The sequence below is a fragment of the Ruegeria sp. HKCCA0235A genome (assembly GCF_013033235.1).
GTDB lineage: Bacteria > Pseudomonadota > Alphaproteobacteria > Rhodobacterales > Rhodobacteraceae > Ruegeria.
Genome location: NZ_WQDQ01000025.1, coordinates 1 through 13,337, shown reverse-complemented (window position 1 = coordinate 13,337; position 13,337 = coordinate 1). Strand labels below are relative to the sequence as shown.

The 13,337-nt window shown below is 50.6% G+C and carries 12 protein-coding genes; 3 read left to right on the top strand and 9 right to left on the bottom strand.

Annotated elements, in window-relative coordinates; translation table 11 throughout:
• Positions 1-928: 928 nt before the first annotated feature.
• From GOW56_RS21615 to GOW56_RS21605, 3 genes are all read left to right on the top strand, one after another.
• Positions 929-1,450, top strand: a complete 522-nt coding sequence (locus GOW56_RS21615) for a hypothetical protein (protein ID WP_174831941.1) — start codon at positions 929-931, stop codon at positions 1,448-1,450.
• Between the two features lie 325 nt (positions 1,451-1,775).
• Positions 1,776-3,098, top strand: a complete 1,323-nt coding sequence (locus tag GOW56_RS21610) for a mechanosensitive ion channel family protein (protein ID WP_171207156.1) — start codon at positions 1,776-1,778, stop codon at positions 3,096-3,098.
• Positions 3,095-4,708, top strand: a complete 1,614-nt coding sequence (locus tag GOW56_RS21605; protein WP_171207155.1) for a mechanosensitive ion channel family protein — start codon at positions 3,095-3,097, stop codon at positions 4,706-4,708. Before GOW56_RS21610 ends, GOW56_RS21605 begins: the two co-directional genes overlap by 4 nt.
• Before the next feature lie 192 nt (positions 4,709-4,900).
• Here GOW56_RS21605 and GOW56_RS21600 read toward each other — a convergent pair whose 3' ends face one another.
• The 9 genes from GOW56_RS21600 to GOW56_RS21560 form a co-directional block, all read right to left on the bottom strand.
• Complete coding sequence (locus GOW56_RS21600) at positions 4,901-5,758, bottom strand: DUF302 domain-containing protein (RefSeq protein WP_171207154.1); 858 nt, start codon at positions 5,756-5,758, stop codon at positions 4,901-4,903.
• Positions 5,759-5,775: 17 nt separating this feature from the next.
• Positions 5,776-6,150, bottom strand: coding sequence for a DUF4345 domain-containing protein (locus tag GOW56_RS21595; RefSeq protein WP_171171393.1), 375 nt, complete (start codon positions 6,148-6,150; stop codon positions 5,776-5,778).
• Between the two features lie 126 nt (positions 6,151-6,276).
• Entirely contained in the window at positions 6,277-7,839 is a 1,563-nt protein-coding gene (locus GOW56_RS21590) for an arylsulfatase (RefSeq protein WP_171207153.1), read from the bottom strand.
• A gap of 378 nt (positions 7,840-8,217) precedes the next feature.
• Positions 8,218-9,225: a DUF2955 domain-containing protein gene (locus tag GOW56_RS21585; RefSeq protein WP_171207152.1), complete on the bottom strand. Its 1,008-nt coding sequence runs from the start codon at positions 9,223-9,225 to the stop codon at positions 8,218-8,220.
• Entirely contained in the window at positions 9,215-10,279 is a 1,065-nt protein-coding gene (locus tag GOW56_RS21580; protein WP_171116978.1) for an HlyD family secretion protein, read from the bottom strand. Before GOW56_RS21580 ends, GOW56_RS21585 begins: the two co-directional genes overlap by 11 nt.
• The gene (locus tag GOW56_RS21575; RefSeq protein WP_152459503.1) at positions 10,276-11,355 is read right to left on the bottom strand and encodes an AI-2E family transporter; all 1,080 of its coding nucleotides are present in this window, start codon (positions 11,353-11,355) and stop codon (positions 10,276-10,278) included. The genes GOW56_RS21580 and GOW56_RS21575 overlap by 4 nt, the downstream gene beginning before the upstream one ends.
• Before the next feature lie 176 nt (positions 11,356-11,531).
• Entirely contained in the window at positions 11,532-11,801 is a 270-nt protein-coding gene (locus GOW56_RS21570) for a potassium channel family protein (RefSeq protein ID WP_371807936.1), read from the bottom strand.
• 426 nt (positions 11,802-12,227) lie between these two features.
• The gene (locus tag GOW56_RS21565; protein ID WP_171167010.1) at positions 12,228-12,752 is read right to left on the bottom strand and encodes a ricin-type beta-trefoil lectin domain protein; all 525 of its coding nucleotides are present in this window, start codon (positions 12,750-12,752) and stop codon (positions 12,228-12,230) included.
• 18 nt (positions 12,753-12,770) lie between these two features.
• A complete protein-coding gene (locus GOW56_RS21560; RefSeq protein ID WP_171207151.1) occupies positions 12,771-13,208 on the bottom strand; it encodes a hypothetical protein in 438 nt (145 codons plus the stop codon).
• Between the last annotated feature and the right edge of the window lie 129 nt (positions 13,209-13,337).

The window sequence follows — 13,337 nt, the reverse complement described above, 5'->3', positions numbered from 1 at the left end:
CTTCGGTCGCTTGTTTGCCATTCTCAGTCCTCCGTTTCCTAAACATAACGGTGGACCCGTTCAGTTGGGGAGGCTCATCCCTAAACTGACCGTTTTTCGAAACTTTTTCAGGGCTAACGTAAACCGTGCATTGGAACAACGAAATCGTTACTGAAAAGTTACTTTCAGAAGATACTGAAAGTAAATGCCCTACGTTGATTGCCCTGGGATGGGATCAACGCAGGGCTGTAGGAAAGTGCTAGGTAATCAAAACGATGCCCGCACTCACTACGGGAAATAGCTCGATATATTGAAGCTTGATTTTTTTATGTATCCAATTTGCGTATTTGATAGTGCCAACTGTTTTCCAAATCGGCGCGAGCAAAACGACCACCCCTCGAGGTGGTACGTTTTGGTGGCAAGTTTCCCGAGCACTTTCTTAGGTCTTTTAGTTGCTTATTTTGATTGGTCCGGTTGTGGAGCTATTCCAAAACGGTCGCACAAAAAAACCGCAAAGATAAAAGATAAAAGAACTTTCGTAAGTACGTTAAGCGAGCTTTTTTAGTTCTGTTTTCAGCGCTGCACTAAGGCTTTCCCTAAAACGCATCATGGACGTTATGAAAAACCCACGGCCGTAGAGGGATGGAAGACGACCGTGGGTAGCAGGTTGGGGTACGATGTCTACGAAAAGATCACGAGTTTGGATCAGAATACCCTGAAGATCTTTACTGTTTGGATGAAGAGCTATCGAGGTCTTCAGGCGATAGGCATTCACTAACCAGCATCTATGCCACAAAAAGTGGGTGGGATCAGACAAAGATCCATAGCGCGTTTTGCAGGAATTTTGACGGAAAACACTTGTAAACGTTGAAATGGATTCACATCGCGATATTTGGATTTGTTGCATCGCGAGAAGCTTCGCGATGCATAATCTTTTAGGGAGGAATACATGAAATACGCTGCCATATTTGCCGCCGTGGCAATATCCGCTTATGCAACTGTTGCCGCTGCCAAAGATCCGATACCGGCAAGTAGTGATAACTTCGAGATATACGGTGAGGTTGAAGGCTGGACTGTATATGCTGACAACGACTCTGGTACATGCCTTATTGAAAAGGTCTTCGAGAGCGGAAACGTAATGCAAATGGGTCTCACCAAAAACCAAAAGCACGGTTATTTGGGAGTATTCACGCAAGCTGACATCGACATCAAAAATCGCCAGAAAATCGAGATAGCAATTGACGACTTCGTTTATGAAGGCCGTGCAAAAGGCATTAAAAGCAAGAAGCTAGCGGACGACTACTCAGGTGGTTATATTGTTGTAAAGGACGCAAATATGGCGACTGCCGTAGCTGAAGGACAGACCTTGATTGCGTTTCCAAAGAAATCCGCAAATTTCGTTGTGGATCTGACCGGTACAAAGAAAGCAATGGAAGAAGGCCGAAAGTGCAACCTTGCACTTGCTAGCTGACATCGCCTCTTACTCGAATGCGAGTTAGTTGAGTTATCGTGATTTCGAACCGTGACGTGACCCCGCTGCTTGCGGGGTCCTTCTTTTGTTTGTGTTTGCCTCTTGGCCTTAGGCTTCAAGCTTTCGGCTAACCTACTTAAACTGGCGAGCGCGATTTCCGCAGAGCACGGATTTCCGGCTGATCCGGATGAGTGATCAGATCTGGAGTTAGAGCCAGACAAAGTATCTGTTGGTCGCAATCAAACATTCAAGCATAAACATAATTCTGGATTTAGTGTGTCTGTGTGTGCTCTCTTCGACCGTTAAAGAAGTAGGGGACAGATAGATGAGACGAGCACTGAGAACGTTGACGATTTGGTCATTCCTTTGGTTCACGGCACTATTGAGTGCTTTTCCAGCCTGCGCGCAAGAAACTGAGGCGGACCAAGAGGCGGTAGAAGTCGAGAATGACGATCTTATTAATGCAGTTTTAGATGAGATGATTGCGGCCGACGATCTCGAGATCCTACTGGTTCCCTTAACTGCGGAAGAGCTTTCCCAGATTGCTGGTACTTGGCAGAGTTATGTGCGCTCTCGGCTCGAAGAAGTCGCGCAAGTAAACTTGCAACTTCGTTCGGCGAGCGGAACTCGGGAAGACAACTTGCGGTCTCAGTTGTCCTCCTTGAACGACTCTGGATCAGACATTCTCAACAATTATCGCCTGGTGCTCGAGGCATGGACCCTGAAAGGCGCAAAAGCGGAAGATCTAGAACCGCATACTGACTATATTCTCGCATTGAAAACGGGATCCCTAAAAACAACCGATCTTCAAACACTTTTTCAAAACGCTTGGGCGTGGATGTTTTCATGGGATGGGGGCGTGGGTCTGCTGATGGCCGGTCTCGGTGTTTTGTTGGCAGTTTGGGCAATGATGTTCATTGCCCGAATGGTGCGCCGGGTCACAGAACGGGGTCTGAATAAAATTCCAACTATCTCCAGAATGCTTAAACGCTTCATTGCCACTGCCGTGTACTGGGCCGTTTTCGTCCTTGGCATACTCGTCGTTTTAGCTTTGTTCGGAGTTAACGTTACACCGCTTTTTGCTGTGCTCGGCGGTTTGTCGTTCATCCTAGGTTTTGCATTGCAGGAAACCTTAGGCAACCTCGCAAGTGGTCTGATGATCATGGTCCTCAAGCCATTCGACACTGGCGACTATATCCAAGTAGGCGGCTCATCTGGGTTTGTGGATGAGATGTCGGTGGTTTCAACCAAGATCAGAACATTCGACAATCAGATTATCATAGTACCGAACAGCAAAATTTGGGGGGACGTAATAACTAATGTGAGCGCATCTGAAGAACGTCGGGTCGATTTGGTCTTTGGTATCGCCTATTCGGACAACGCTGCCCAAGCAATTGAAGTCCTCAAGGACTTGGTTGCGCGTCACCAACTTTGTCTGAAAACACCAGAACCAGAAATCTTCGTGGGTGAGCTGGGAGACAACTCGGTCAACATCTTCTGCCGTCCATGGTCCAAGTCCGACGACTATTGGACCGTCTTTTGGGACCTTACTGGCCAAGCCAAAGAGCGGTTTGATGAAGAAGGAATATCTATACCGTTCCCGCAACGCGATGTGCACGTAATTCCCGTAGAAGGAGCAAAATCATGAGGGCTCTAACGTTATGGTTCCTGCCGCTTCTATTTGCCTGTACTGTTGCGCTTGCTCAGTCTGAAGAAATCCTCGCACCGGCTGAAGAGAGAGAGGATCCCGAATTCATAGCGCCAGTGATTGTGGATGGCGAAGAGTTATTCTTGGTTCGGGGCTCAAGTGCTTTGCCCGCTACCGAACGAGCGAGAAAGATCGAGGAACGGATTGCTCAGGTCGCCGATGCTTCGACGAGGACTTCGGTTCAGGTTCAGGTTTCGGACGCTGAATTTGGGAAAATGATACGCGTCGACGGGCAGATGGTTACGATAACCACCCAAGCTGATGCTGAGCACGAACAAATGGCCATTGAAGTCCTGGCTGGGCTTCAGGCTGAAGCGATTGAGACAGCAATTCTTCAATACCGAGATGCTCGGTCCAATGAGGGCAGAGTAGATAGTGCGATGGCTGCATTTGCTTGGACGGCAGTCTTTGCACTCGCTTCGTATGCGTTTTTTGCAAAGCGGCGAAAGCTATTGGACTATATCAAAAATAACTTGGAAAAGAGAGCTGAAGGCGTTGAGGAAGCCACGAAGTCGATCTTGAGAAGTAGGGCAATCGCGTCGATTATCGTCTATTCAATCCACATTTTGATGTGGGTCTTGTTTCTGTTCTTTTTCTACTACTACCTTTCACTGGTGCTGCTCTCATTTGCTGAAACGCAAGGCATAGCCCAGATCCTCTTGAAGTACGTGAGCGAGCCGCTCGTAACTGTCGTTTTGGCAATTGTTGGATACCTTCCCAACTTGATCATGCTCGCAATCATCGCAGCTGTGACACGGTTGGCAATTCGCGGGCTCGACCTGTTCTTTGAAAACCTTGAGAATGGCGCTTTCGAACTCAAAGACTTTGAAGAGCATTGGATCGCTCCCACCAATATGTTGTTCAGAGCGTTAGTCATCGTGGTCGCGCTTGTATTTGCCTACCCCTATATTCCCGGCTCCGACTCCCGAGCCTTTCAGGGTTTGACAATTCTGGCGGGTATCATGGTTTCGCTTGGCTCAAACACTGTTGTTTCAAATATGATGGCCGGCCTGTTTGTCATCTACAGACGCAGTACCAACGTCGGTGATCGCATTCAGGTTGGCGACAAGATCGGAGACGTAACAGAGATCAAGTTAATGGAAACACTGATTAAATCGATAAAGAACGAGATGATTAGCATTCCAAATGCGCAGCTGCTCAACTCCGAGGTCGTAAACTATTCGCGCAAAGTGGATGGCCGAGGGCTGTTGGTCCACACGACAGTAGGGATCGGATACGAGGAGCCACCAAAGAAGATTAAAGCGATGTTGATAGAAGCTGCTCACCGAACCCAAGGGTTAAGAAAGAGCCCCGAACCTTTTGTCCTTTGGACGCAGCTGGCTGATTACGCAATCAATTATGAAATCAACGCATATACTTCGCGCGGATCGAGCTTGCCTAAGATTTTGTCCGATTTGCGCGAAAACATTGTCGATGTGTTTAATGAAAACGGAACACAGATAATGACGCCGTCTTACATTGCAGACCCTCCGGAACCCAAAGTTTCGACAGAAGAATGGGACGGAAAGCTTGCTCATCATGTTGAATAAACCGCATTCAGCAATTCTCTATCAGTTTTGGCGTTTGAGCTTCGTGTAAAAAAAGCGCCATTAATTTATCATGTCCGCTTTGTCCGCATAGCGGTCAATTGCGCCAATTCGGCGAACGTCCGCACCGAGCCCAAAGCGGACGACGAAAAGATGGCCAATCGGCAAAGGTTTTTTGCGTTTTCCAAACAGCAGCTACTCAATTGCCGTGCGAAATGTTGCGGTAAGCCGTTTGTTCAAACCGTGGTGAGGTTCTGCTGAAGAACCGTAGTATAACTCCGCCAAAGCCGCGATGTCATTGAAAATGACTACGGAGCCGCCTTCTTCATTCGCGTAAACCAATAGTTTTTGGCAAAAGGCATCCAAACCAATTGCCGGAAAGTCCGCCATAGCCACACCACCGGGCGCTGGTCCGCCGAATAGCAAGAGAACAGCATCCGGCAATTCCACCCCCAGTTGGGACGCTTCGGTCGCAAAATCGATTTCCCCAAACCAGACAGTATCGTCCTGTCCCATCACAGCTGTCTTTAGACGTTCCACTGCCTCTGACACGCTGAGCTCAGATCGCAATTCGATGATGCCATGGTTTGCGATTAATCCTTTGGTCGGCGCTGGTGCTGCATCCAAGTCGTTCAGGACATCGAGCAACTTGTTCTCGAATGAATTCAACGCTTGGCTGTTGATTAGACCATGCCGAACTTTGAGAAACTGAGAGTCTGTGTATGCGATCTGCGGACGGCCATCCTGATCGAATGAAAGAACTCGAAAAGGAAGGTCCAGTCCTGCGCGCACGTTCCCTTTCAGAATGGGCGTGTTTATCTCTGGAACAGAGAAAATGAGTACGCGAGATGCTGGCATTTCTACGCCTTCGGCTTTGGCCAGGCGCGCATGATCTATCGATGCGATTGGAGTAGCTCCCGCTTCGGCAACGGCAGTCTCAAGCCCTAAGAAGTTTTCGTCCACCGCAGTCTGGGCAGATGAAGATTGTGCAAAAGCAGATGTCGAAAGTGATAGAGTTGCAATCATCGAGAAAACAAAGCCAAACCTCACCATTTTTTCTACTTCCTATTTCACCGTACTTTTTTCAGGGAAACCGCCGCTAGAGCCGCAAAAGCTACCTCGGCCGCAAGGTAAAAGAGAAGTATCCCGTTCGGAACTCCATCGATCAGAATGCTTAGTATGCGTCCAACGGCTAGTCCTGACATAAACAAAAATAGAACCCACAGCGCAGGGCGTTGTAATTCTGGTTTCGAAGCGGCCGCCAACCAAAACAACGCGTTTGCTAGGTAAAGACCCATAATCGCTCGGAACACGTGGGTTTGGTTCGTTCCTTCCACCGGAAATCCCAGCAAAACTGGGATCGAACTACCCGGCATCAGGCCGTATGATAACGCAATTGGCACGAGGCCGACGGCAGCAAGCAGAAGGACTAATCTGGCACTCATGAATGACTCCTTCTCGCAGAGGTTTCGCTTTGTAGCGAAATTCCTAATCGGTTTTTTGGGCATCCGATGATCCGAGCCGGATGCCCACGCTGCGGTGAGAAAGGCGTATTGGTTGCCTCGCTTTCTCTACTGAGAGATGCCGCCTTCGGTTGATGTTTGTTCTTCAACATGGTCTTGATTGGCGACCGGCTTCCCGCGCGGAGGGAACTCCTCGAAGGTTGCGAGATGTGCCTGCACTAGTCGGGCGGCTGGACCGAATGCCCACATTTTCTCGCCCATCCAGCGGACGTACATCCCGCTTTCCTCCGCTGCTTTCTCGTAAGGATCGCGGCGAAGGTTGAAGAGCAAGGGAGCGACCAATTCTTCCTTCGGTCCTGACCAGCCGTGGTTTTGAACGACAAAATGCGCCTTCCAATCGTTGTAGCGTACGGCTTGGAGGTCCGTACCCTGATAGTAAATCAGCTCGCGGCGATTGCTCTCTTCATCCTCACCAGTGAGGTAAGATAGCTGGTTGTAGCCATCGAGGTGCACTTTGTACCCTTCATAGCCTTCTAGGAGTTTTTCTCTTAGGTCTGTGGGACCTCCGGCCGCAGCCACAAAGGTTGGCATCCAGTCCATGCCGCTGAATATGCCGTTCAAAACCTGCCCTTCAGGTATTTTGCCTGGCCAGCGAATAATCGCAGGAACCCTAAATCCACCTTCCCAGGTAGTACCCTTTTCCCCATGAAACGGTGTCGTACCACCATCGGGCCACGTCAGTGTTTCCGGGCCGTTATCGGCGGTGAACATCACTATGGTATTATCGGCCACTCCTAAATCCTCAAGGTGGCTGAGAACGTTACCAACGTTATTGTCCAACTCCTTCATGACAACATCCTGAAGTCCACGCCCATTGCCTAACATAGCTTCGTATTCGGGGCTAAGGTGGGTCCAGACGTGTGCACGGGCAGGAGCCATCCAGACAAAAAACGGAGTGTCCGACTCTACTGCACGAGAAATGAAGTCCTTCGTGTAAGATGTCACTTCGTCATCCAAAGTCTTTTGGCGCTCCGGAGGCGCAGGCCCGTCATCAATGATGCGCTGCTTCCCGACTTTTCCAAATCGCGGGTCGACCGTTTCGTCTTCTTCTTCTGTTGCAAAAGAATGAATGATGTTGCGAGGCGCAAATTGCGCATTGAACTCTGGGTCGTCTGGCCAATCCGGATCAGACGTATATTCCATAGCATTCAGGTGATAGAGCCAACCCCAATACTCGTCGAAACCTTTTGTAGTTGGTAGGAACTCGTTGAGATCGCCCAAGTGGTTTTTACCGAACTGGCCCGTCGTGTACCCCAACTTTTTCAAGAACATCGGAAGCGTCGGATCATCTGGATTCAACCCTATCGGATCCCCCGGCAGCCCTACCGTGTGCATACCAGTCCGAATAGGCAACTGTCCGGTCATGAAGGCTGATCGACCGGCAGTACAACTTGGCTCGGCATAATAATCTGTGAGACGAGCACCCTCAGACGAGAGGCGATCCAAGTTCGGCGTCTCGATGCTTTTGACACCTCCGTGGTAAACGCCGACGCTCGCCCAACCCACGTCGTCTGCCATGATGACAAGAATGTTGGGCGGGGCATGCTCGTCGGCCCAAGCTCCAGTGAAAGCAAAGCAGGCCGCACCCGCTACTGAGATAAGCTTGTTCATTGAGACCTCCCGACACGCAATTTCTCACCAACGATAGGAAAAACATCGGCTTGAAGGAACAGTCTAATTTGTTAACTTTTAGGGCACTGCACCTTGGTGCAAGAAATTTCTTCTGCCACCGAAATCCGCACTGCCGACTTTCGCTGAGCTTTGCTTGAGTGTCTACTTGGCGGGCTAGGCAGACGATGGTTTATACGATCGCAACCGTGTTTCTGCCCGCAATAAAAGCGCGCCGTGTTTGCCAAATTCGGAAGAACAGTGTTGAATCTGCAACGGATTAACCTGAGTTGTCGACGCGCGCTTGGATAGTAACACTGATTTCGAAGCACATTCTTCTTGATGCTGGAGTGGACGCCTGAAAGCTTTACTTCAGGCAACTCATGAAGCTTGCATTTCCCTCTCCGGCCAGAACTCGTCCACTATGACATAAGCGACAATCACGAAGAAAGCGGCCCCTGCAACTTGCAAAACGCGCGTGATACTTTTGACGTCAGCCTCATCCGAAAACGGCGCAACCGACCCACCGTAAACGATCAGAACCGTTGTCAACGCCGAACCGGCTGCTGCTGCGAGTGCGACCTGAGATTTCCCAAGCGCTCCCAGGGTGAAGCAGAAGAACAGACATAACAAAATGGGCGTCAGAATAACCGGTGCGATCACGTTCACCTCGTAACAAATGATCGACACCGCTGCCCCAAGCAGGTTTGCCGTAAGCATAGCTTTGGCGACGGCTTTTCCCATCGACGGCATGGCGGCCAGTTGCTGGCTCAAAAGAGCGACAAAGAACAGAACCAACAAAGCAGAAGCGCCGGACACAAAAAACACCATGGCAAATGGAAGCGTCACAAGCGACATTCTGACGATCCGCCGGTACCGGTCAAAATCTGGTGGCGCGTCGGCTTTTTTCTGGGCGACTGTTTGAGGTTCCGCTGGGATCATCACAAACATCAGCGTAGATACGAAACCTGCAAATAGCAGGTTAATCGGTATCCAAAATACTAGCACAAGCGCCAGATCCTGCGATTGCAATACAAGGTTCGGGATCATCAACGCCCCCATGAGTGCTATGACACCGGGTAGAACACCGGCCCCTGAAACTGACCACATGAAGGACAGGATGATCCCGATGGCAACCAGAATAAGGAATACCACGGGATAGGGTGCGAAAACGGACGACAACAGGAATGAGATGAACATCAATCCTATAGAGAAAACAAACAGCTTTGCGAATGCCGCCAACGGCAGCGCAGTGGGCGCTTGTAGGAACAGCGCGGTGAAAACTGCCCCCACAACCGCCAAAGGCCACCCAAGAAACAAGCCCAAGGCGAAAACGCCGGTCACACCCAGCGCAAGCCGGATAACGGATTTTCGATCCTCAATAGGCATAGGATAGTATTGAGACCAAACGGATATAGGTCCGGCCGACCACATTCAGCAGGGAATTGTCGCTCAAATACATGATCACGTCGGCCTGCCCGTTGAGTTGGAAGCGCAGTTCGTCTTTGGCGTTTCCGGCCTCATATCCCGGCAGCACGATCCGAACGGGAAACCGTTCTGGTTCGCGCAGAAACCCCTTGGTACTTGGCGGGCTGGCCAACTGGCCAGGTTCATCGCCACCGCTCAAGGATACAGCCGCGCTGAAGCTCTCAATGACACCCGGGATAATTTGACCGGGGTGCATATCCAACACGACATCAACAGGAGAACCCACCCCTGCCCGGCCTAGGTTGTTTTCCGTAAAATACGCCTCTATCCATATGTCGGTTGCATCCAGGAACGTCAAAAGGTCCTGACCGGACCGTGCATACGTACCAGGTGCGATCAACAGATTGGATATGACACCCGTCGCCGGAGCACGCAGTTCAGTCCATTCCAGGTTTAGCTCTGCATCCGCCAAGGCAGCTAACGCGCGCTGAATTTTTGGATTTTCGATCCCGTCGTCACCCAGCCTCTGCTTTGCTTTTTCAAGATCCGCTTTGGCGTTCTCATAATTTGCCTCGGACTCTGCCAGTTGACCTCGGGCATCGTCGGCTTTTGAGACGGCGATCAATCCCTTTCTTTCCAGCGCAAAAACACGCTCTGTTTGAATGCGTATTGTGTCCAGATCGCTCTGGGCCCGCGCCAGTTTGGCTTGCGCGGCTCTTACCTCTGCCGAGGATGCACCCACCTCCTGCGTTGCCGCTTCTAGATCAGCTTCCGCCTTGTTGCGTTGAATTTCGTAGGGCCTGGGGTCGATCCGAACCAGAATATCACCTGCCGAGACGATCTGTCCGTTTTCGACAAGAACTTCGGTCACTGTACCGGTGACCTGTGGAACGATCTGGGTCGCAATGGCCTTTACTCTGGCATTCCCGGTAAACGGCGTTTTTCGGTCAGCGACAAGATACCAGATAAGAAAAACAAGAATGACGGCCAAAGTGGTCCAAATCGTCTTTCTCATTTCGTGGCTCCTTCAGCCGCGCTTTCAGCTTCTGCAGGGGCGTCGATCCAGACCTTGAACAGCTCATAAAACACGGCAAACAGAACAGGTCCCATAAAAATGCCGATCAAGCCATAGGCCATCATGCCGCCAAGAACACCAATGAGTATGACCAGCATTGGTGTTTCGAGGCCTTTTGAGATGAATACAGGCCTTAGGAAGCTGTCCATTATCGCAACGGGAATAGCCAGGATTGTGAAGATCAACGCGGCACCGCCGGACATGGTGCTCCAAGCGTAAATAATCACTGGCAAAAGAACCAAACCGGGCCCGATCTGGATAATCGAGAGGATCAAACAGATAAACGCCAGCGTGGCGGCCGAGCCAATTCCGAACAGCGCCAACAATATCCAAACCACGACCGCCTGAATCGCAGCCACGCCAATCACACCTTTTGTCACATTGCGGATCGTAGCGCCGGCAAGTGTAACGAACTCACCGCCACGGGGCGCAAAGACACGGTTGGCAAAGCGCTGCAGGCCTTGCACCAGACTTGGACCAGGACTGAACAAAGCCCCCATGATCAAGACGGACAGGGCCAGCGCCAAGAGCCCAAGCCCTATGCTTACGACCTTTCCGAACAGTGATTTGGTGATCTCAAGAATCTGCGCGCCGTATTTGGCAAGCGCGCCGTCAAGGTTTCGTTCAAACAAGCCCCAGACTTCAGCAATTTTGTTTCCGACCAGCGGCAGCTCCTTTAAGCCATCGGGTGCCGGTGGGACTTTTAGCTCGCCGTTGTCAGCTTGTTCTGCAAATCCAGACCCAAGTTCGGCTGCTCCGGATACCGCTGTCGCGACCGGTCCCAAGGTCAGAACGAGGCCCAACAATACCAGTATCGTCGTCGCAAGCTTCTTTCTTCCGCCCAACCTGGACTGCAGCCAATCGAAAACCGGATAGAGTGCGACGCACAGGATCGTCGCCCAGATGACCACGCTTGCCAGCGGGGCCACCATTACCAAAGCGCTGTAAAGGAATAGCCCGAGAAACAGCAATCTAATCGCGAGATCGACAATCTTCGCGTCCTGAGTCTTTTCCATACCATCCCTCCAACATTTGTTTGTTCAAACTTTACACTCAAAAAAATTAATATGTATATTTAAAATACCAAAAAACCTGCAACCATTTGAAGTATATCGCAAATCCGGATTTCAGAGGGGCTGTTCGGTCGACGTATTGCCTGCGTATGAAATCGCAGTGGCTCGGCGGGGCAAAACTAGTTGTCCTCTTGCTTGTCGTCCTGGGACAGGATTGTATCTGCCACCGTAGTCGCTGCAGTCACGAAGATACCGAGCCCAACGATGATGTAGAAAATTGTAAATATTTTCCCTGCCGCTGTTTCAGGAGAAAAGTCACCGAACCCAACGGTCGAAATTGTCACAACAGAAAAATAGATAGAGTCAAGCCAGCTCCAACCTTCGACATAACGGTAAAACACCGACGCCCAGAGGATCATGCCAGTAGTGAATGCTAGAAGGCCCTTCACCCTGCCATCTTTAAAGGCGACGCCTATACCTCGCGTAATTCTCGTTAGTGAATTCATAAAGAAAGAATACCAAGGGATTTATTTATACATAGGATTTTTTGAATTTTCTCGTATCTTTCCAAAAAAGCCTGTTGCGCTCCCACCGCGCGTGTCCGGCAAGAATGTTAACCAATGTCTCGCTCAATCGCTTCGGGATTACTCAAGTCAATTCTGTTTTTAATCACCCGGCAAAGTCGGCAATGGGCTCGGCAGAGTCATTCGGTGCACTCGGCGTGAACGACTGCTTCGCGGACAAAGCGCCAATTCGGGGTGCTTGATCCAATGTCGGCATTTCGAAAGCGCGAACGCTGACGATACTTACAGAAAACTGCACAGAATCTGGTTGTCGGCCACAAAAGCACAATTTGGGTGCTTCCTTGACCCCTGTCAGTCCGCAGTGCGATTAGACCAGGTCTGATACGCCGCTTGTTCTTCAGAGCACGCCTGAAGCGTTATTGCGATCATCTGGTTTTCCTCGCTGCGACCGGTTCTGGTCTCGCCCGTCAGGGTTAAACACATTTCTGGAGCAGACGCAGGGGCTATAGTGCCTTCGCCGTCAAAAACCCAACTTTGGGCTGTGGAGCCATCACAGGCAGCTAGTTCAGCGGGCGCATCGGCCTCGGTCGACGTAGCCTGCATGCAGACGTCAAACTCAGGCATAAAGAGGACACCGTCCGCGAATTGCTCTGGATCAAACGCCTGATCGACCAGCACTTCGCCGAGCGGGCTGTAGCAGGTGTGCGCTTGAAGCCCATCTTCGGGATTGGCAGAAGCGCCTTTACCTTTTGCTATGTCGATACAATAACCATTCTGAATGTTGTCGAGCATATCAACGACATAAATTTCGACGTTTTCCGCATGGGCCATCCCGGTGCTTAAAACAACAATGGTCATGAGGGTTGATTTCAACATGTTGATTGTCCTTGGGTGTTAGTTGACGGTCAAACGGCACAAAACGGTGTTGCTCTGTTCCAAATCCGGGCCCCAGATCAATTCGGCGGACGCATCCCAAGAGATTTCATCATACCCGAATTTTGGGTCGACTTCAGCCTCAGAAAAAACGCTTGCGCTTGCCCAAGACGATACGTCGAAGTCAGCACCATCCCAGCCTGCGGGTTCTTCGCTGGCATCAAATCCACACGGGGCTGTGCCTGCCACGGGATCGTTTTCGTTTTCGCAAGTTTTATCTAGTGGTGCGGCATGGATCACATGGCATCGCCAGTCAGCATTGCTTACTACCACAGTCGCGCCAGAGGCATCCCTGATTTGCATGATCACGCCACCGTCGCCCATTTGCTGACGACGGGTGCCGATATACTCCAGTCCTGTGTCATCCTCCTTAAAGCCCTTGGCCACAAGACCCAGCACAAAGGGGCGCTCAGCCGTGAAATCAAAGCTCTCGGCGTTGAATGAGCGTTCCTGAGCCTCCCCAACTGAACGGGTCCACCGTTATGTTTAGGAAACGGAGGACTGAGAATGGCAAACAAGCGACCGAAG